Consider the following 19509-nt stretch of genomic DNA (forward strand, 5'->3'; position numbering starts at 1 on the left):
CGGGACGGACGGGCCTTGCCGGTGAGGCAGGGGCGCCTATCTCGGCTGCATGGCCGTCCCACCCCCGCACGTTGCCGTCGTCGATCGACCGCTGTCGCAGCCGGAGTGCGCGCTGGTCGAGCGGGTGTTCGGCGATGCGATCGCCCTGGACGAGGTGCGGATTCGCAACCGCAAATGGTGGCCCTTTCAGCCGCGTGCCATCGTCATGGCGCCGCGGGGGCATATTCATTTCCATCCGCAGGGGCACAGCTACTGCGATTGCTTCGGCGCCGGCGATCTCTCGGCACAAGGGCTTTTCATTCACGAAATGACGCATGTCTGGCAGCACCAGACCGGCATCAACCTGCTGCTGCGACGGCACCCGTTCTGCCGCTATGATTACGACTTCCAGCCGGGCAAGCCGTTCGCGCGCTATGGGATCGAGCAGCAGGCGGAGATTGTCCGCCATGTCTTCCTGATGCGCAGCGGCCGGCAGGTGCCGGGCAAGCCGTCCTTGCCGGAGCTGGAGGCGATCCTGCCGTTCGGCAAGGCGTGAGCCGCTCAGGCGGTGGCGTCTTCCAGATCGACCAGCCGGTGATAGCCACCGCGATAGAAGATCAGCGGCGATCCCTCGGGCGCACGCTCCATGGCCTGCACCGCGCCGACGACGAGAAGATGGTCGCCCAGTTCCACAACCTTTTCGATCGCGCATTCGATCCATGCGAGCGTACCATCGAGAATCGGCAGGCCGCCGGGGCTGGTGCCATGGGCCATGCCCTCGAACTTGTCATCATGCCGCGAGGCGAATCGCCGGCAGGTCTCCAACTGGGCATTGCCCAGCACATTCACGCAGAAGCGGCCGGTGGTGGCGATATTGGCCCAGCTGCCCGAGCGCTTGTCGGGCAGGAAGCCGACCAGCGGCGGGTCTAGCGAGATCGAAGAAAAAGTGCCGACCGCCAGACCCCAGCGCTGACCGTCCGCATTATTTGAGGTGATGACGCATACGCCGGTGGGATAACTGCCGAGAACGTCGCGGAAATGCTTGGGATCAATCAATGCGCCACCTGTTTCTTTTGGCGCCCGCCTGTTCGTGACGGAGGCCGCATTCCAATACACTGCGGTGAAAACCGCTCACCGGTATGGCGCCCAACCTGCAAGCTGTGACGTGAGCCTGTCAACCGCCCCCTTTTCAACCCGCAGCATCCTCCGCCTGCAGGCGAGTCGCCGTTTCCCGGATCAGCGCGATCATGTTCGGCAGCCCTTGGGTGCGGTTGGACGAGAGCTGGCGCTTGAGGTCGAAGGGTGCCAGCGCCTGTTCGATATCGAACGTCGCGACCTCCGCCGGCATCCGGTCCTGCACGGTGAGGAGGACCAAGGCGATGATGCCCTTGGTGATGGCAGCGTTGCTGTCCGCCAGGAAATGCAGCGCGCCATTGTCCAGCCGTGTCGGGTAGACCCAGACGGAGGCGGAGCAGCCCCGCACGAGCGTCGCGTCCGTCTTCAGCGCGTCCGGCATCGGCTCCAGTTCGCGGCCCAGGTCGATCAGCAGCCGGTAGCGCTCATCGCCTTCGAGCAGTTCGTAATCGTCCTGGATGGTCTGCAATGTCGTCATGCCGCCCATATAGGTCGCGGCGCGCGGGAGGCCAGTGAAACTCTGCGGATCAGACGTCGATGCCGGCGGCGATGGCCTCCAGCTTGCGGATGCGCTCCTTGAGGTCGGCCATCTCGATCAGCCCGCCCGCCATGGGTGCATCTGGCGTCGGCGCGCGCGGGGCGGCGCGGCTGGCGGCCATGTCCAGCTCCGCCCGCTTGAGCGCCAGCCATCCGTTCCAGCCCTTGAGCGAGGCCAGGGCGACAAGTGCAAACGACAAAGTTAGCGCTATCACGGTCATGGCGTGCTTCACGAGGTCAAGTTCGGTCATGACTCTATCTCCTCCTGTCGATGTCTTAGTGGTCGGTCCGCGTGGGCATTTCGTGAGAGACGGATTCAGCGCCGCCGAGCTGGTCGATTTCGTGGGCGAGGGCGGCGCCGCGATCGGTCACGATCCGCTCCAGCACCCGCACCCGCTGCTCCAGCCGCTCGACCCGCGCGGCATATTGTGCGGCCTTTTCTGCGGTCTGTGTGCCGAGCACGTCCAACTCGCGCTCGCGGAGCTTCATCTTCTGCCGCATATATTTGCTCCAGATGCCCCCGATGACCGGGATGCCGACGACAATCATGAAGAATAACAGCATTGAAGCGGGCATGATGGGGCTCCCGGCCAGTTGGATGGCGATCAGTTGGAGGGGGTGCGCAGGCTCTCGATCTCGTTGGTCAGATGCAGGGCGCTGTCGGTTACGATGCGCTCGACATTGGCCAGCCGATCCTTGACCGCGCCAAGCTCGGCACGCAGCTGCGCATTCTCCTGGCTGAGCAGCTTGATCCGCTCGCTCAGCTCCTCATTCTTTTGCGGATAGACGGCCTTGCCCCAGCTGTTCTCGAGCGGATAGCCGTGCCGGACGCGCAGCCACGTGTTGAAGACCCATCCGGCGATGGCCAGCAGGCCGATCAGTGAACTGGCGCCGACGATGAGCGGCATCGATTCGACGACGGCGTCTGCGGTGATAGGATCCATGGTTCAAATTTCCCTGTAATCGAGCGCTGTTGCGCCTCTCATTCGCATCGCGCGTCCTGTCAGCGCAGGCTGTCGATCTCGTCGGCAAGCCGGGTGTTGCGGCTGGTGTAGAAGGTCTCGATGTCGGACAGGCGCCGGTCGATGTCGCGGAACTTGCTGCGCACATCGCGGGTGGAGCGCGCCGGATTGGTGCGCACGCCCTGCCAGAAGCGCTCGTCTTCCCGGTCGGCGTAGAGGCCGGTCGGCTTGGGCTCGGCCATCCATGCGGCGAGCAGATAGGCGATCACCGTCCAGGGGAAGCCGCCAGCCAGCGTCACGAGCACGGCGCCAATGCGGACCCAGAGCACGTCGATGCCCATATAGTCGGCAATGCCGGCGCACACGCCCATGGCTTTGGCATTTTTCTTGTCGAGGTAGAATTTGGTGCGGCGGGCGGACATCTCAGTTCCTCCTGTCGAAATAGGGATCGTCGCTCGCGCTCGGGCGGGCTGGACGGAAATCGGGATTATCGGCGGCGATGATCCGCTCGACCGTCTGGAGGCGCTCCTCCAGGCGACGGGCGAGCATGTGCATCTCATCGAGCAGCCGTTCGTCCTCATCGGTGATCTTGGGCGCCTGCTTCCACTTGGTGACATAGTGGAAGATCAGCCACGGCATGCCGATGAACAGCATGCCGCAGATGACGATGGGCAGAAAGACGTCCTCCATGGATCAATCCTTCCTGGCTTGCGCGGCCTTGAGCGCCGCGAGTTCGGCTTCCACCTTGTCGGCGGACTGAAGTTCGGCGATCTCCTGCTCCAGCGTCTTGGGCTGACCGCCCAGACCCATGGCATCGGCCTCGCCTTCGGCCAGATCGACCCGGCGCTCCAGCAGTTCGAAGCGGGAAAAGGCATCCTGCACGCGCTCGCCATTGTACATCTCGCGCGCACGCCGGCGCGTCTGTGCACTCTCCATGCGGGCGACGAGGCTGTTCTGCCGGACACGCGCCTCGCGCAGCTTGGCCTGCAGCTTGGCGATGTCTTCTTCGGATGCGGCCAGCGCCTCATCCAGCATGGCAATCTGCCCGCGCAGCTGCTCGGCCATGTCGCCGGCCTTCTGCTTCTCGACCAGCGCGGCCTTGGCAAGGTCTTCGCGATCCTTGGAGAGGGCGAGCTGCGCCTTCTCGACCCAGCTTTCCTGCAGGGCATCGAGCTTGGCGATGTGGCGGCGCATCTCCTTCTGGTCGGCGATGGTCCGCGCTGCCGATGCACGCACCTCGACCAGCGTCTCCTCCATTTCGAGGATGATCATGCGGATCATCTTGGCCGGGTCCTCGGCGCGATCGAGCAGATCGGTCACGTTGGCGGCAATGATGTCCCGGGTGCGAGAGAAAATACTCATGTACATACTCCAACTGAGGCGGTTCGGTCGGGGCAGCGGGGGTGTGCTGCCCCGACCTTGAAGCCGTCACACAAGGGATTGTGACGGCTTGTCCGGTGTGTTGTCCAGAGCCGCTGCAGTCGTGGCGGCAGGGTTGCCGGTGACAGCAGGGCCGACAGCGCCGATCACCATGATGGCGCTGAAAATAAGGGTAAGACATGCTGCGGCGGTCTGAGCACCGAAGCGGTCGATTGTGTTCAACATGGCGGTCTCTTCCTGATCCTGGTTAGGCCTTCAAATCCCGCTCATTGGCGGATTGCCCAATGCAATGCAGGGGGCGTGCCAATTTCTGAGAAGCCCGGATTTTCGCCAATTTCTTCTTGATCGAGGTGGGCGCGAAGCATTGTTTGTTGCAATGAGTTGGGAAATATCCCTAAAAGTTGGGAATGGAAAAGACGACGCATTTTGTCGGGGAATCCCTCGCCTTTCTGGATGCGGTCGAGCAGGCCGGCCGTGCGGCTGACCTCAACCGCCCGGTGCTGGTCATCGGCGAGCGGGGTACTGGCAAGGAGCTGATCGCCGAGCGCATCCATCGCCTTTCCCAGCGCTGGGATGGGCCGCTCATCATCATGAACTGCGCCGCCTTGCCCGAGACGCTGATCGAGGCCGAGCTGTTCGGCCATGAGGCCGGCGCCTTCACCGGCGCGACACGGGCGCGGGCCGGTCGCTTCGAGGAGGCCGATGGCGGCACATTGTTCCTCGATGAACTGGGCACGCTCTCCATGGCGGCGCAGGAGCGGCTGCTGCGCGCCGTGGAATATGGCGAAGTGACGCGCATCGGCAGTTCGCGGCCGCTCAATGTTGATGTGCGGATCGTCGGGGCGACCAACGAGCATCTGCCCGATGCCGTGGAAGCCGGGCGGTTCCGGGCCGACCTGCTCGACCGGCTGAGCTTCGAGGTGATTACCCTGCCGCCTCTGCGCGGGCGCGAGGGCGATGTCGACGTTCTGGTCGAGCATTTCGGGCGCAAGATGGCATCGGAATGCGGCTGGTCGTCATGGCCGGGCTTTTCCAAGCGGATGATGACGGCGCTCAACGCCTATCGCTGGCCCGGCAATGTGCGCGAGCTGCGCAATGTGGTCGAGCGCGCCGTGTATCGCTGGCCCGATCCGGATCGGCCGATCGACGAGATCCAGCTCGATCCGTTCGCCTCGCCATGGAAGCCGCAGCCGATGCCGGGAAAACCCGCTGCCGCCAGCGCGGCGCCTGCCGCCGGTCCTTCCGAGGGTGGCGCGGTCGAGGACGGGCGATTGCTGATCGCGCTGGACGATGTCGCCGACTTTCGCGGCGCTGTCGACGCGCATGAGGCTGCGATCCTGCGCCATGCCCTCCAGCGCCACCGCTTCAACCAGCGCGCCACGGCCAAGGCGATCGGGCTCTCCTACGACCAGTTGCGGCACTGCCTGAAGAAACACGCCCTGCTTTGAGGCACTTGCGCCTCGCGCAGGGCGCCGGCCGGTCAACCGCCGTTGAAGTTGACCATGCAGTAGAGCATCGGGATCGACAGCAGCGTGTTGGTGCGGCTGAAGATCATCGCGCGGGTGGCGGCGCTGGCTTTGGTCGCATCGTCGGCGGCCACCAGCCCCAGCGCCTTCTTCTGCGCCGGCCAGATCACGAACCACACGTTGATCGCCATGATCACGGCGAGCCACATGCCCAGACCGATCAGTTGATAGGGCGCCTTGAACGCGAACGCCTCGTGCAGATAGCCGGTGCGCCATGCCACCAGCAGACCGGTCAGCACGGTCAGCGCCGCGGCCCAGCGGAAGAAAAACAGCGCGGAGGGCGCGATGAACTTGGAGACGCCCGGTTTCAGCTCTGCCGGGACCTTGGGCATGGTCGGGATCTGCACGAAGTTGAAGTAATAGAGCAGGCCGATCCACAAAATGCCGAAGAAGGTGTGCAGCCAGCGCAAGGCGGCGGAGACGGATTCGCCATTCGGGCCAATGCCGTAAATGACAGCCAGGGTCAGAATAACCCCGATCAGCAGGACGAGATGCAGATTGCCGAACAGTTTCGTCATGATGCTCCCCCAGTCGTTTGCCGGGTGCTTTGACTGCACCCTCCCCTAAAGCCGGTTATCGGCCATCGCACAGGCTATGCCAAAGTCGCGCCGCTGTCATATCGAAATTATATTTGGCGCTGATCGGGAGAGATGACTGGAAAGCTGCCGGTCTACGCGCCATCTGCTGCGGGCAACCGACACGAATCGCGCGCCTGCGCGTTTCGCCTGCAGAACGACTTTAATGCACCAAGAGGAGATTAGCGCCATGGCATTCACACTGCCCGACCTTCCCTATGCCAAGACCGCCTTTGGCGATGACATGTCGGCCGAGACCTTCGACTATCACCACGGCAAGCACCACAATGCCTATGTGACGAAGGCCAATGAGCTGGTTGCCGCTGATCCGGCCCTGCAGGGCAAGTCGCTGGTCGAGCTGATCAAGTCCTCCAAGGGCGGGCTGTTCAACCAGGTCGGCCAGATCTGGAACCACAGCTTCTTCTGGCAGTGCCTCTCGCCCGAGAGGCAGGAGCCCAGCGGCAAGCTGGCCGATCTCATCAACGAAGGCTTCGGCTCGACCGACGCGCTGATCGAGAAGCTGAAGGCGGAAGCCGTCGGCCACTTCGCCAGCGGCTGGGCCGCCCTCATCCTCAAGGATGGTAAGCTGGAAGTGACCAGCTATCACGACGCCGATTGCCCGGTGGCGCATGGCGATACGCCGCTGTTCATCCTCGATGTGTGGGAACACGCCTATTACATCGATTATCGCAACGCGCGCCCCAACTTCGCGGACACGATCCTCAAGAAGCACGTCAACTGGGCGTTCGTCGCCGAGAATCTGGACGGCAATGGCGCCGAGCGGGCCAACCAGCCGGGCTGAACCCGCCGCGTTGGATTTTGAAGGAGGGGCTGGCGAAAGTCGGCCCCTTTTTCATTGTCGTAATGAAATTAACAGTGCTCCTGCGAAGGCAGGAGCCTAGGGCGGTAAGATCTGTCAGTTGCGCCCTGGGTTCCTGCTTTCGCAGGAACACGCCGTAGGGCCACAATGGCCGACCTAACTCAGCCGCTCGATATCCTCGCGGCTCAGCGATCCGGGGATGATCATCACCGGGCAGGGGAGGGTGCCGGCATCATTGCCGGCAAAGTGCGCCACCAGCGGGCCGGGCGCGCCCTTGGGTGCCGCGCCGAGCACGAGCGCGGCGACCGTTTCGCCCGAGGCCAGCATCTCTTTCACCGATGCCACGGGATCGCCGACCTTCACCGTGATCGCGGGCTGGATGCCGGCTTCTGCCATCAGCGTGCCGGCGGCACTGGCCGCGAGAGCCTCGGCGCGGGCGCGCGCTTCCTCCTCCATCGTCGCCTGCACGGCGCCCCATTGGACGAACTCGGTCTTGGGCACGAGCGCCAGCATATGCACGCCGCCGCCCGTCTTGGCAGCGCGGCGCGCGGCGAACAGCAGGGCCGATTCCGCCTCGCTGCTTTCGTCCACCACGACGAGATAAGTCCGCATCATCGCCTGCTCCCCCGAAGAAACCGGCTCGGTAGGTGCGGGAAATTCGGTCTGGATGCAAGGGATGGCCTTGACCCCGACGGGCAAAGCGTGAAGGTGGCCGGTGATTGTCCAACCCGAAAAACAGGAAAGCCTGGCCCCCATGGCGATCAATATCCAGATGCCCGCCCTCTCGCCGACCATGGAGGAAGGCACGCTTTCGAAATGGCTCGTGAAGGAAGGCGACACCGTCTCGTCCGGCGATCTGCTCGCCGAAATCGAGACCGACAAGGCCACCATGGAATTTGAAGCCGTGGACGAAGGGGTCGTCGGCAAGATCCTCGTCGCCGAAGGGACCGACAATGTGAAGGTCGGCACCGTCATCGCGGTTCTGGTCGAGGAAGGCGAGGAGGTGCCGAGCGGCGATGCCCCCGCTGCAGCCAAGCCCGCACCCAAGGCCGACGCCGCTCCGGAGAAGAAGCCGGAAGCCGCCAGCGCCCCCAAGCCGGAGCCGGAAGTCGCGAAATCGACTGCCGCGCCGGTCGCTGCCTCCTCTGGCGATCGCGTCAAGGCCAGCCCGCTTGCCCGCCGCATCGCCACGAACAGCGGCATCGATCTGGCCGCGGTTTCCGGTACTGGTCCCAATGGCCGTATCGTGAAGGCCGATCTGGAGGGCGTGAAGCCCGGCAGCACCGCGCCAAAGCCCGCCGCGAGCCCCTCAGCGGCGCCCGCAGCGTCGGCTCCGGCCGCGCCTGCGCCTGTGGCCGCGACCGCGCAGGATTTCGGGATTCCGCACGAGGTCGAGAAGCTCTCCAACATGCGCAAGACCATTGCGCGCCGCCTCACCGAATCGAAGCAGCAGGTGCCGCACATCTACCTCACCGTGGATGTGCGCCTTGATGCGCTGCTCAAGCTGCGTGGCGAGTTGAACAAGGCGCTCGAATCGCAGGGCGTGAAGCTCTCGGTCAACGATCTGCTCATCAAGGCGCTGGCCAAGGCGCTGATCGCCGTGCCCAAGTGCAATGTGCAGTTCGCCGGCGACCAGTTGCTCAAGTTCAGCCGAGCCGACATCTCGGTGGCCGTGTCCATCGAGGGCGGACTGATCACGCCGATCATCACCGATGCCGGCGCCAAGTCCGTCTCGGCCATCTCGACCGCGATGAAAGACCTCGCCACCCGCGCCAAGGAAGGCAAGCTCAAGCCGGAAGAGTTCACCGGCGGCACCGCCAGCCTCTCCAACATGGGCATGATGGGCATCAAGCAGTTCGAGGCAGTGATCAATCCGCCGCAGGCGATGATCATGGCGATCGGCGCTGGCGAGAAGCGGCCCTATGTGATCGACGATGCGCTTGGCATCGCGACCGTCATGTCCGCCACCGGCAGCTTCGATCATCGCGCGATCGATGGTGCGGACGGCGCGGAGCTCATGAAGGTGTTCAAGGAACTGGTAGAGGCGCCGCTGGGTCTGGTGGCGTAAGCGCACCATGGCCGCTGACGAGGATGTCCTGCCGGAAGGTGCGCCCGCCACGCGGATCACCGCGATGCCGGCGGATGCCAATCCCTATGGGGACATTTTCGGCGGCTGGCTGATGGGCCAGATGGATATGGCGGCGGCGCTTGTCGCCTCGCGGCACAGCAAGGGCCGGGCTGTCACCATCGCCGTGGAAGGCATGCAGTTCCACCGCCCGGTGCTGGTGGGGGACGAGGTCTCCGTCTTCGCGACGCTCGTAAAGGTGGGCAGCACGTCGATGACCATTGAGGTCGAAGCCTGGCGCCGCGCGCGGCACAGCGAGGAAACCTACAAGGTCACGCAGGCCCGGTTCATCTTCGTCGCCATCGACGAAGTGCGCCGCCCTCGCAGGGTGCCGCCGATGGTTGCGGAGGCGTGATGGTTCCAGGCGCTTCGTTTTTCCCCTCTCCCCTTGAGGGAGAGGGAGGGACCCGCCGCAAAGCGGTGGGAGGGTGAGGGGTGCCAGGCTACAGCACAAGCACTCTGATCCAAGCGAAGCGTTTGCGTCGCGATCTGACCGACGCGGAACGCCTGCTCTGGAAAGCGCTCCGGAGGGGCCAGCTAGGTCTCAAATTTCGAAGGCAGCAACCGATCGGCCCCTTCATCGCCGATTTTGTCTGCCCGGAGCGGCGGCTAATTCTCGAGGTCGATGGCGGTCAGCACGCGGAAAGCCCGTCCGATGCCGCTCGCACGGCTTGGCTCAATGAGCGCGGCTACATTGTGCTGCGGTTTTGGAATCATGATATTCAAACCAACTTGCAGGGAACGCTCGAAGCGATATCTGCGGCGTTGAAAACCCCTCACCCTCCCACCGCTGCGCGGCGGGCCCCTCCCTCTCCCTCAAGGGGAGAGGGCATCATGGATGGAGCATTTCGTGTCTGAATCCTATGACGTCATCGTTCTCGGTTCCGGCCCCGGCGGCTATGTCGCGGCGATCCGCGCGAGCCAGCTTGGCCTCAAGACGGCCATTGTGGAGCGCGAGCTGCTCGGCGGTATCTGCCTTAACTGGGGCTGCATCCCGACCAAGGCGCTGCTGCGCTCGGCCGAGATCTTCCATTATATGAGCCACGCCAAGGATTATGGCCTGGCCGCCGAGAAGATCAGCGCGGACATTGAGGCGGTGGTGAAGCGCTCGCGCGGTGTTGCCAAGCAGCTCAATGCCGGCGTCACGCACTTGATGAAGAAGAACAAGGTCGCCGTGCACATGGGCACGGGTACGATCACCGGCAAGGGCAAGCTCTCGGTCACGGACAAGGACGGCAAGAAGACCGATCTGGCGGCCAAGCACATTATCGTGGCGACCGGTGCGCGGGCACGCGACCTTCCGTTCGCGCCGGCCGACGGCAAGCGCATCTGGACCTATCGCACCGCGATGACCCCGCCGGAAATGCCGGGCAAGCTGCTGGTCATCGGCTCGGGCGCCATCGGCATCGAGTTCGCGAGCTTCTATAACGACATGGGCGCGGATGTGACCGTGGTCGAGATGATGGATCGCATCGTACCCGTCGAGGACAAGGACGTTTCGGCGTTCCTTGAAAAGCAGCTGGTGAAGCGTGGCATGAAGATCGTCACCGGCGCCTCGCTGGAGAGCCTCAAGGCCAGCGACAAGGGCGTCACCGCCGCCATCAAGGGCAAGGATGGCAAGAGCGAGACCAGCGAGTTCAGCCATTGCATCGTCGCCATCGGCATCGTGCCGAACACCGAGAATATCGGGCTGGAGGCGCTGGGCGTCACGCTGGAGCGCGGCCATATCAAGACCGATGGCCTGTGCCGCACCGGCGTGGATGGCATCTGGGCGATCGGCGATGTCACCGCGCCGCCATGGCTGGCGCACAAGGCCAGCCATGAGGGCGTGACCGCCGCCGAGGCGATTGCGCAGGCGCTGGGCAACAAGGATGTCCACCCGCATGAGATGGACCCGCTCAACATTCCGGGCTGCACCTATTGCCAGCCGCAGGTCGCCTCCGTGGGTCTGACCGAGGCGAAGGCCAAGGACGCGGGCTATACCGTCAAGGTCGGCACCTTCCCGTTCATCGGCAATGGCAAGGCGATCGCGCTCGGCGAGGCGGAAGGCTTCGTGAAGACTGTGTTCGACGCCAAGACCGGCGAGCTGCTCGGCGCGCATATGGTCGGCGCTGAGGTGACCGAGATGATCCAGGGCTACACCATCGGCAAGACCGCCGAGCTGGTGGAGCAGGACTTCATGCAGACGGTCTTCCCGCACCCGACTATCAGCGAATCCATGCACGAGAGCGTGCTGGCCGCTTATGGGCGGGCGCTCCACATCTGATCCAAAGGCGGATGCGGCAACTGCCAACTCCGGGCGTCGCGCTCAGTTTTGCGCTCGGCCTGGCGTTGCTGGTCGCGGCCATCGGATTCCTCCAGCCCACCGGCCTGTTCGCGCCCATTGATGAGCGGCTGATGGGACTGGCGGGCAAGCTGCACGGCGTGCGCGGTGCGGGGCTGGTGACGCATGGCGCGGTGGCGCTGGACCGGCTGGGCGCGGTGGGCGGTCGCACGTTGATCGTGCTGGCGGTGGGGCTGGTCTTCATCAAGCTGGGGCATCCCGAACGCTTGATCCCGCTGCTGGTCGCGGGCGTGGGGACCGCGCTCGTCATCGGGGTGGTGAAGCTCGGCTTCAACGCGCCGCGCCCGATGATGATGATCCCCTATATGCCGACGAGCGTGATCGAGACCGTGGGCACCAGCTTCCCCAGCGGCCATGCGGCAGGTACGATGGCGCTCTATGGTGCGATCGCGCTGCTGGCGCGAAGCCGGGTGGTGACATGGATCTGCGCCGCGATGATCCTCGCCACGGGGGCCAGCCGGGTGTGGCTCGGCGTGCACTGGCCGAGCGATGTGGCGGGCGGCTGGGCGGTCGGCCTGATCTGGCTGCTGCTCGTGCTTTTCATCCTGCCCTGGTGGGGTCCGCTTCTGCAGCGGCCGGTCATCTCGCGCGACTGAGCCCCGCCGGCAGCCCAGACGGTCGATCGGGCCGGCGATCCGTTCATCTTATGGCAAGATTCTGCGCGAGCGTTGCATGGATGCCGCACTGCACAATATGTCATTGATATCGCGCGATTTTATTGCCGAATTAGGAGCGGCTTCGAGAATTTTCCTCCTTTTTCCGGATACATACCGCTCATTTCGCAATGGCGAGACTGGGCAGGTCGCCAGTATGAACCCGCCATCGTCATAATTGAGTCACGTCCGACAGACACGGGCGATGACATAAAGATCGCAGACCAGGCGAGAGGATGTGTCCGAGCCCAGAGGGGTGAAGGCAGCCGTGATCAGGACGGCTCAAGACCAGTTTTCGTGATGATCTAAAGGGGATCTTCGATGCGCAACTTCCGCTTCTTCCTCGCTGCCTCGGCCGCGAGCATCGCCACCTGCGTGGCGCTCAGCCCTGCCCATGCGCAGGAAACCACCTCGTCCGTGCGCGGTACGGTCACGGCGGAAGGCGCGCCGGTCGCCGGCGCCGCCGTCACCGTGACGCACGTCCCCTCGGGCACCGTCTCGCGCACCACGACGGGCGCCGACGGCAGCTTTTCGACCAGCGGCCTGCGCATTGGTGGGCCTTACACGGTTGAGGTCGCCGCATCGGGCTTCGAAGATGTCCGCGTGACGGACGTGTACACGGTCGTTGGCCAGTCCTTCACGCTGCCGATCGAGATGGCCTCGGGCGACGCCATCGTCGTGACCGCATCGGCCATCCGCGGCGCGGGCAACGTGTCACAGGGCCCCGCCATGGTCATGACCGCTGAGCAGATCGGCAAGATCGCTTCGGTCAATCGCGATATCCGCGACATTGCCGCGCGCGACCCGTTTGCGACGCTCGACACCAGCCAGACGACGGGCCGCCAGGTTTCGTTCGCCGGACAGAATCCCCGCTTCAACCGCTTCACCGTGGACGGCGTTCCGGTCACCGACAGCTTCGGCCTCAACCCGGATGCGCTGCCGTCACGTCGTGGCCCGGTTCCGCTCGATTCCATCGGGCAGTTCGAAACCAAGGTTGCGCCGTACGATATCCGCGAAGGCTTCTTCCAGGGCGGCGTCTCGAACGCGATCCTCAAGTCGGGCACCAACGAATTCCATGGGACGGCCTTCTTCACCTTCAGCTCGGACGAGCTGACCGGGAAGCGGACCAAGCCCTACATCCTCAACACCGCGGGTCGGGTCACGCAGCCCGATTTCACCAGCAAGGACTTTGGCGCCACCCTCTCGGGGCCGATCATCAAGGACAAGCTGTTCTTCATGGTCTCCGCCGAGCGCGTGCGCGCTGCCCGCCCGGTGGCCTTCGGTACGCAGGAAGACAATGCTGGCACGCCGGTCATCGGCGCGACGAATGCAGCCCTGCAGCAGATCGTGGGCATCGCGCAGAGCCGTTACAACTACGACGCCGGCGGCCTCCTCCGCACGGATGGCGACAAGGACGACCGGATCGTCGGCAAGCTGGACGCTAACCTTTCCGAAACGCAGCGCGTCTCGCTCACCGGCCTCTATACTAAGGACGAGCTGAACGTCAGCACGACCACCGGCACCCGTGATCTGGGGCTGGAATCCAACGCCTATCGCAAGCCCAACGAGCTGAAGGCCGGCATCCTCGCGTGGAATGCCGACTGGTCCGAGACCTTCTCAACCGAAACCCGCGCGCTCTACAAGACCTATGACAGCGGCCAGTTTCCGTTGATGGGCCGTAGCGCCCAGATGTCGGTCTGCGCGGCGCCGACCTCGGATCGCACGACGAATGGCGCTACCACGACCGCGGCCAGCATCGTCTGCCCCACCGGGACACCGCAGTTCGTCCTGGGTGCCGGTGGCCCCAGCCAGTCGAATGTGCTGAACATCAAGAGCTGGGGCGGGTCCGTTTCCGCCAAGCTGAAGGCGGGTGACCACAACCTCCGCGCTCTTGCGGAATGGAATCACACCAAGTCCTTCAACATGTTCGTCAATCCGTCGGCGGGCACCTATTATTTCGACTCGATCGCCGACTTCCAGGCCGGCACGGCGCAGAGCTTCAGCTACAACAACGCGGCTTCGCTCAATCCCGCGGATGCCGCCGCCAGCTTCTCCTACAATGTGTACACCTTCGGTCTGCAGGACGATTGGCGCGTGAACGAGACGCTCTCGGTCGGCGTCGGTCTGCGCTGGGATGTGTTCGGGATGAAGAGCACTGCGGCGGTAAACCCCAACTTCTACCCGCGCTACGGCTTCTCGAATAACAGCAACATCAGTGGCATCGACCTGCTGCAGCCCCGCCTTGGCTTCACCTACAAGGCAACGCCGCGCCTCACCATTCGCGGTGGTGGCGGCATCTTTGGTGGCGGATCGCCGGACGTTTATATCGGCAACTCTTTCTCCAACACCGGGGTGATCAACACGTCGATCACGGCGCGCCAGACGGACGGCGGCATATACCAGCTTAACGGTTCCGCGAGCGGCGCCAACAGCGCAAACGCGTCCTCCATCCTCAACAACCCGTCGTTCACAAACATTCCCGCTGCTGCCAACACTGCGGTGGTCGCCGCAGCCAACGGTCTGTCTGCGAATCCGAACGCGACCACGTCGATCAATGCGATCGATCCGAACTTCAAGGCGCCCAACCAATTCCGCGCGACCTTGTCGGCGGACTATGAGGCCGATCTGGGTCCGCTCGGCGACGGCTGGCGCTTCGGCGCCGATGTGCTGTATTCGAAAGTGCGTTCGCAGGTGAAGGTCATCGATCTGCGGTCGATCCCCGTTGCAGGCTCGCTCACGCCGGACGGCCGTCAGCGCTACACCAGCAAGATCGGCAACGCGAACGATACCGGCCAGGACCTGCTCCTGACCAACACCGATTATGGTCGCGGCTGGATCGGCGTCCTGCGCGCCGAGAAGAGCTGGGACTGGGGCCTGACGCTCGGCGGTGCCTATACCCGGCAGGACGTGCGTGACGACACCTCGCTCACGTCATCTCAGGCAAGCTCGATCTACGGCAACACCGCCGCTTATGACGCCAATCTGAGCGGGCCTGGCCATTCGAACGACGAAGTGACTTGGGCCTTCCGCTACAATGCGTCGTTCGAGCGCGCGTTCTTCGGGGATTACAAGACGCGCATCGACCTGTTCGGCTCGACCCGTGCCGGTGCCCGGTACAGCTACACAATGCAGGATCTCTCGGGCGGCCGCTCGGGTGTGTTCGGCACGGCCGGCAGTGCACAGCGCTATCTGTTCTACGTGCCGACCGGCGTGAACGACCCGAAGGTCATCTATGATAGTGCGGCGACGGCAACGCGGATCGACAGCATCATCCAGTCCTCTGGGCTGGCAGGCTATCGCGGGCAGGTTGCGCCGCGCAATGCCTTCCGCTCGAAGGCGTTCACGCGCATCGACCTTCATGTGGAGCAGGAACTGCCGCTGCCGCTGGGCACGCGCTTCGCGCTCTTCGCGGACATCGAGAACTTCACGAACCTGCTCAACCACAAATGGGGCCAGCAGCTTCGGTCGAGCTTCCCCTTCCGCAAGACCGTTGCGAAGGTGAGCTGCGTGGCAGTGGGCGCCAACAGCTGTGCTCAGTATAAGTATGAGCAGCCGAGCAGCGACACGGTGCTGGCGGACGAGCTGGTGACGACCAACGGATCGTCGCTGTACGCGATCCGCCTGGGTGCGCGCTTCAGCTTCTGATCGGAGTGGGATAAAGATCGAAAAGGGCGGGGGCAGCGATGCCTCTGCCCTTTTTGTTGTCCGACTTGTTTGCAAAATCTCCTGACCCCGCAAACGGGCTCTGCTTGTGCCCGCTCAGTTCAGACCCAGACAGGCATCCAGTCCATCGGCTTTCACATGGCCGATCCAGCGGGCGATGTTGTTGCCGTGGCGGCGGGTGAAGCCGGTCGGGGCCACCGCGCCGCGCTTTTTGGGCAGGGGGAGGACCGCCGCGATGCGGGCGGCCTCGGTGCGGCTCATCCTGTCTGCGCCATGGTTGAAGTAGCGGATTGCGCCGGCCTGCACGCCGTAGGTGCCGATGCCCGTCTCGGCGACGTTGAGATAGACTTCCATGATCCGGCGCTTGCCCCAGATCGCCTCGATCAGCACTGTGTACCAGGCCTCCAGCCCCTTGCGGAAGAAGCCGCCGCCCTGCCAGAGAAACACATTCTTGGCGGTCTGCTGGCTGATCGTGGAGCCGCCGCGAATGCGCCCGCCGCGTGCGTTCTGTTGCATGGCCTGCCGGATGGCATCGGTGTCGAAGCCGTGATGCTGGCAGAATTTGGCGTCCTCGCCCGCAATGGCGGCACGCGGCATGTCCGGATCGATGTCCGACAGCGGCGTCCAGTCCTTGGTGATGCCGTTCTTGTCCATCAGCATGGTGATCGTCACCGGCACCGGCACGACTTTATAGACCAGCACCTGCAGCAACGAGATGCCGATGAAGGCGAGGATGAGCATCAGCAGCCAGCGGAACAGCTTGCCCGGCAGGCTGGTGGGATTGCCGGGAAAGCGCAGGCCCTTGCGCCGCGGCGCCTTGCGTCTCGTGGTGCTGCGCGTTGTCGCCATCGCCCCGCCTTCCCCCTTTTGCCTTCGCCTCAGTGGCCGGGGAACTCGGTCGCCTCGAAGCGCACCGGTTCGCCCACCGCCTCATTGGCGAGCTGGTTGTCCCACATCACCCGATGGCCGCGCACGATGGTGCCGACCGGTCGGCCGGTCACGCTCATGCCCTCAAACGGCGACCAGCCGCAGCGCGAGGCCATCCAGTCCGCGCCCATCGTCCAGCGCGCCTTGAGGTCGACGACGGTGAAGTCGGCGTCATAGCCGGTCGCGATGCGGCCCTTACCGACCAGACCGAAAATGCGCTGCGGCCCGGCGCTGGTCAGATCGATAAAGCGCTGGAGCGTCAGGCGACCGTTCGCGACATGATCGAGCAGTAGCGGCACCAAAGTCTGCACGCCGGGCATACCGCTCGGGCTCGCCGGGTAGGTCTTGGCTTTTTCTTCCTTGGTATGCGGCGCGTGGTCGGAGCCGAGCACGTCGGGCACGCCCTGGCCGACCCAGTGCCACAGTCCGTCACGGTGCGCGGCGCTGCGGATCGGCGGGTTCATCTGCGCATAGGTGCCGAGGCGCGGATAGGCGTCCTCGCCCGCCAGCGTGAGGTGCTGCGGCGTCACCTCGCAGGTCGCGACATCCTTGTGCTGGCTCAGAAATTCCAGCTCGGCGGGTGTGGTGACGTGCAGCACGTGGATGCGGCGCCCGGCCTCGCGCGCCAGCTTCACGATGCGGCGGGTGGCCATCATCGCGCTTTCATCGTCGCGCCAGACCGGGTGGCTGGCCGGATCGCCCTCGATCCGCTCATCCAGCCTCGCGTTCATCCGCGCCTCGTCCTCGCAATGGACGGCGACACGGCGGCGGCCATGGGCGAGCACCCGCGCGAGGGCCTCGTCCTCGGCGACCAGCAGGCTGCCGGTCGAGGCGCCCATGAAGATCTTCACGCCCGCCGTGCCGGGAATGCGCTCCAGCTCGCCGAGCTGCTCGGCATTGTCGCCGGTGGCGCCCACATAAAAGGCATGGTCGCACCACATGCGGTGATGGGCGCGCTTGAGCTTGTCGGCCACGCGCTCGGCAGTGTCTGTGTTCGGATTGGTGTTCGGCATCTCGAACACGGCGGTGACGCCGCCCAGCACCGCGGCCCGGCTGCCCGATTCGAGATCTTCCTTATGCTCCAGCCCGGGCTCGCGGAAATGGACCTGGCTGTCGATCACGCCCGGCAGCACGTCGAGGCCGGCGCAGTCGATCGTTTCGCCCGCATCGCCAAGGCTGGTGCCGATCGCCGCGATCCTGCCGGCATTGACGCCCACGTCCACGGGTGCCGGGCCGCTCGGGAGGTGGACGGTGCCGCCTTTCAGCAGCAGGTCGAATGTCTGGGCCATCGCGCGAACCTCTCTTGGCTTGGTGCTCCTCTCCCCCTACCTAAAGCGCATGTCCGCCACCACCCCCCTTGCCACGCCGCCCCTCGCAACCACGCTGCGCGATCGGGCCATCCTTCGTGTCGGCGGGGCGGAGGCGCGGCCGTTCCTCCAGGGTCTGCTCACCCAGGATGTGCTGAGCCTCCAGCCGGGCGCGCCGCGTTATGCCGGACTGCTCACGCCGCAGGGCAAGGCACTCTACGATATGCTGCTCTGGGCCGATGCGGCGAGCGGCGAGGATGTGCTGATCGATTGCGAGGCATCGTGGGCCGAGGCTCTGGCCCGCAGGCTGACGCTGTACCGGCTGCGCCGCCCCGTCACCATCGGCATCGAGGAGGGGCTTGCTGCCCACTGGTCTGCCGATCCGGTCGAGGGGGCATCCGCCGACCCCCGGCTCGCCGCGCTGGGGTGGCGGTGGCTGGCCCCAGCGAGGGAGGGCGACGCTTCGGACTTCTGTCGCGCGCATCGGCTGGCTCAGGGCGTGCCGGAGGGTGTGGCGGAGTTGGGCGAGGACAAGACGCTCTGGCTGGAGTGCAACGCGGAAGAGCTGCACGGCGTGGATTATGGCAAGGGCTGCTATGTCGGGCAGGAGAATACCGCGCGGATGCACTATCGGAACAAGGTGAACCGGCGGCTCGTGGTGGTGCCGCTTGACCGGTCCGACCCGGCCCGGCTGCGCATCGCCTATCCGGCTTTGGGGCTCGCGGTGGATCATCGCCCGGTCGATTCGCTTGAGGGACTCACGCTGCCGGACTGGCAGGCCGACGCGCTCGCGGAAGACGCCGAATGAAGCGGCTGCTGGTCTCGCTCTTCGTCCTCGTCTTCAGCGCGGGGCCAGCGCAGGCGGAGATCAAATGGGAGATCGTGCGCGAACTGCCGCATGATACCAAAGCCTTCACCCAAGGCCTCACCATCCATGGCGAGCTGATCTACGAAACCACCGGCCAGGTCGGCGAGTCTGACTTGCGGATCATGCGGCTGAGTGACGGCAAGATCCTGCAGCGGCGGCCCATGCGCGCCGATGTCTTTGGCGAGGGCAGCACGATCTGGGGTGACCGGATCGTCAGCATCACCTGGAAGGACGAGACCGGCTTCGTCTGGAACCGCAAGGATTTGAAGCCGATCGGCTCGTTCCGCTACACGGGCGAGGGCTGGGGCCTCACCCATGATGGCCACGCGCTGATCATGAGCGACGGCACGCCGGACCTGCGCTTTCTCGATCCCGAGAGCTACAAGGAGCAGCGCCGCGTCACCGTCACATGGGAAGGCGAGCCCATGCGCTTTCTCAACGAGCTGGAGCAGGTCGACGATGTTCTCTACGCCAACATCTGGTTCTCGCCGCTCATTGCCCGCATCGATCCGGCCACCGGCAAGATCGACGACTGGATCAACCTGCAACCGCTGGTGGCGAAGAATATGAGCGCGAGCGGGGAAGGGGTGCTGAACGGCATCGCGTGGGATGCCAAGGCGCAGCTTCTCTACGTCACCGGCAAGAACTGGCCCAAAATCTACGCGCTGCGCCTGCAGGACTGAGCCTGAAGGACTGAGATCGCGCCTGT

The 19509-nt window shown here is 64.6% G+C and carries 24 protein-coding genes; 11 read left to right on the top strand and 13 right to left on the bottom strand.

What is annotated here, in order from left to right; all coding sequences use genetic code 11:
- Nucleotides 1–49 precede the first annotated feature (49 nt).
- On the top strand, nucleotides 50–535 hold the full coding sequence (locus M2341_RS01960) for a vgr related protein (protein ID WP_264584019.1): 486 nt from the start codon (nucleotides 50–52) through the stop codon (nucleotides 533–535).
- A 5-nt stretch (nucleotides 536–540) separates the two neighbouring features.
- Here the strand turns inward: M2341_RS01960 and M2341_RS01965 are convergent, their stop codons facing one another.
- From M2341_RS01965 to M2341_RS02005, 9 genes are all read right to left on the bottom strand, one after another.
- Nucleotides 541–1035 carry a flavin reductase family protein gene (locus M2341_RS01965; protein ID WP_264584020.1) on the bottom strand — a complete coding sequence of 165 codons (495 nt, stop codon included), beginning with the start codon at nucleotides 1033–1035 and terminating at the stop codon, nucleotides 541–543.
- A gap of 133 nt (nucleotides 1036–1168) precedes the next feature.
- On the bottom strand, nucleotides 1169–1600 hold the full coding sequence (locus M2341_RS01970) for a SufE family protein (protein WP_413715179.1): 432 nt from the start codon (nucleotides 1598–1600) through the stop codon (nucleotides 1169–1171).
- Between the two features lie 40 nt (nucleotides 1601–1640).
- A complete protein-coding gene (locus tag M2341_RS01975) occupies nucleotides 1641–1871 on the bottom strand; it encodes a hypothetical protein (RefSeq protein ID WP_264585967.1) in 231 nt (76 codons plus the stop codon).
- Nucleotides 1872–1926: 55 nt separating this feature from the next.
- Nucleotides 1927–2226, bottom strand: a complete 300-nt coding sequence (locus tag M2341_RS01980) for a hypothetical protein (RefSeq protein ID WP_264584021.1) — start codon at nucleotides 2224–2226, stop codon at nucleotides 1927–1929.
- 29 nt (nucleotides 2227–2255) lie between these two features.
- Complete coding sequence (locus M2341_RS01985) at nucleotides 2256–2558, bottom strand: cell division protein ZapB (protein WP_264572317.1); 303 nt, start codon at nucleotides 2556–2558, stop codon at nucleotides 2256–2258.
- Nucleotides 2559–2653: 95 nt separating this feature from the next.
- Nucleotides 2654–3034 (bottom strand): envelope stress response membrane protein PspC, encoded by a 381-nt coding sequence (gene pspC / locus M2341_RS01990; protein WP_181560863.1) that lies wholly within the window; start codon nucleotides 3032–3034, stop codon nucleotides 2654–2656.
- A 1-nt stretch (nucleotide 3035) separates the two neighbouring features.
- A complete protein-coding gene (gene pspB / locus M2341_RS01995; protein ID WP_181560862.1) occupies nucleotides 3036–3302 on the bottom strand; it encodes an envelope stress response membrane protein PspB in 267 nt (88 codons plus the stop codon).
- Nucleotides 3303–3305: 3 nt separating this feature from the next.
- Complete coding sequence (gene pspA, locus M2341_RS02000) at nucleotides 3306–3974, bottom strand: phage shock protein PspA (RefSeq protein WP_181560861.1); 669 nt, start codon at nucleotides 3972–3974, stop codon at nucleotides 3306–3308.
- Nucleotides 3975–4040: 66 nt separating this feature from the next.
- A complete protein-coding gene (locus M2341_RS02005) occupies nucleotides 4041–4217 on the bottom strand; it encodes a hypothetical protein (protein ID WP_181560860.1) in 177 nt (58 codons plus the stop codon).
- 182 nt (nucleotides 4218–4399) lie between these two features.
- Here M2341_RS02005 and pspF point away from each other — a divergent pair, with 182 nt between their 5' ends.
- Complete coding sequence (gene pspF, locus M2341_RS02010; protein WP_264584022.1) at nucleotides 4400–5440, top strand: phage shock protein operon transcriptional activator; 1041 nt, start codon at nucleotides 4400–4402, stop codon at nucleotides 5438–5440.
- A gap of 32 nt (nucleotides 5441–5472) precedes the next feature.
- Here the strand turns inward: pspF and M2341_RS02015 are convergent, their stop codons facing one another.
- Nucleotides 5473–6036 (bottom strand): urate hydroxylase PuuD, encoded by a 564-nt coding sequence (locus tag M2341_RS02015; RefSeq protein WP_264574156.1) that lies wholly within the window; start codon nucleotides 6034–6036, stop codon nucleotides 5473–5475.
- Between the two features lie 247 nt (nucleotides 6037–6283).
- Between M2341_RS02015 and M2341_RS02020 the strand changes: the two genes are divergently transcribed.
- A complete protein-coding gene (locus tag M2341_RS02020; protein ID WP_264584023.1) occupies nucleotides 6284–6895 on the top strand; it encodes a superoxide dismutase in 612 nt (203 codons plus the stop codon).
- A gap of 174 nt (nucleotides 6896–7069) precedes the next feature.
- Here M2341_RS02020 and M2341_RS02025 read toward each other — a convergent pair whose 3' ends face one another.
- On the bottom strand, nucleotides 7070–7525 hold the full coding sequence (locus tag M2341_RS02025; RefSeq protein ID WP_181561548.1) for a universal stress protein: 456 nt from the start codon (nucleotides 7523–7525) through the stop codon (nucleotides 7070–7072).
- Between the two features lie 142 nt (nucleotides 7526–7667).
- Between M2341_RS02025 and M2341_RS02030 the strand changes: the two genes are divergently transcribed.
- The 6 genes from M2341_RS02030 (at nucleotide 7668) to M2341_RS02055 (ending at nucleotide 15680) form a co-directional block, all read left to right on the top strand.
- On the top strand, nucleotides 7668–8981 hold the full coding sequence (locus M2341_RS02030; RefSeq protein ID WP_264576854.1) for a pyruvate dehydrogenase complex dihydrolipoamide acetyltransferase: 1314 nt from the start codon (nucleotides 7668–7670) through the stop codon (nucleotides 8979–8981).
- A gap of 7 nt (nucleotides 8982–8988) precedes the next feature.
- Entirely contained in the window at nucleotides 8989–9393 is a 405-nt protein-coding gene (locus tag M2341_RS02035; RefSeq protein WP_264584024.1) for an acyl-CoA thioesterase, read from the top strand.
- Nucleotides 9394–9515: 122 nt separating this feature from the next.
- On the top strand, nucleotides 9516–9896 hold the full coding sequence (locus M2341_RS02040; RefSeq protein ID WP_264584025.1) for an endonuclease domain-containing protein: 381 nt from the start codon (nucleotides 9516–9518) through the stop codon (nucleotides 9894–9896).
- Nucleotides 9889–11304 (top strand): dihydrolipoyl dehydrogenase, encoded by a 1416-nt coding sequence (lpdA, locus tag M2341_RS02045; protein WP_264584026.1) that lies wholly within the window; start codon nucleotides 9889–9891, stop codon nucleotides 11302–11304. The genes M2341_RS02040 and lpdA overlap by 8 nt, the downstream gene beginning before the upstream one ends.
- Before the next feature lie 11 nt (nucleotides 11305–11315).
- Nucleotides 11316–11978, top strand: coding sequence for a phosphatase PAP2 family protein (locus M2341_RS02050; RefSeq protein ID WP_264584027.1), 663 nt, complete (start codon nucleotides 11316–11318; stop codon nucleotides 11976–11978).
- Nucleotides 11979–12356: 378 nt separating this feature from the next.
- Entirely contained in the window at nucleotides 12357–15680 is a 3324-nt protein-coding gene (locus M2341_RS02055; RefSeq protein WP_264584028.1) for a TonB-dependent receptor, read from the top strand.
- 114 nt (nucleotides 15681–15794) lie between these two features.
- Here the strand turns inward: M2341_RS02055 and mtgA are convergent, their stop codons facing one another.
- Both mtgA and M2341_RS02065 read right to left on the bottom strand, forming a co-directional pair.
- Complete coding sequence (gene mtgA / locus M2341_RS02060; protein WP_264584029.1) at nucleotides 15795–16547, bottom strand: monofunctional biosynthetic peptidoglycan transglycosylase; 753 nt, start codon at nucleotides 16545–16547, stop codon at nucleotides 15795–15797.
- 29 nt (nucleotides 16548–16576) lie between these two features.
- Nucleotides 16577–17914 (bottom strand): dihydroorotase, encoded by a 1338-nt coding sequence (locus M2341_RS02065; RefSeq protein WP_264584030.1) that lies wholly within the window; start codon nucleotides 17912–17914, stop codon nucleotides 16577–16579.
- A gap of 49 nt (nucleotides 17915–17963) precedes the next feature.
- Here M2341_RS02065 and M2341_RS02070 point away from each other — a divergent pair, with 49 nt between their 5' ends.
- A complete protein-coding gene (locus M2341_RS02070) occupies nucleotides 17964–18740 on the top strand; it encodes a YgfZ/GcvT domain-containing protein (protein WP_264584031.1) in 777 nt (258 codons plus the stop codon).
- On the top strand, nucleotides 18737–19483 hold the full coding sequence (locus M2341_RS02075) for a glutaminyl-peptide cyclotransferase (RefSeq protein WP_264584032.1): 747 nt from the start codon (nucleotides 18737–18739) through the stop codon (nucleotides 19481–19483). The genes M2341_RS02070 and M2341_RS02075 overlap by 4 nt, the downstream gene beginning before the upstream one ends.
- Nucleotides 19484–19509: the final 26 nt, after the last annotated feature.

Origin of the sequence: Sphingobium sp. B7D2B, assembly GCF_025961895.1 — a bacterium.
Lineage (GTDB): Bacteria > Pseudomonadota > Alphaproteobacteria > Sphingomonadales > Sphingomonadaceae > Sphingobium.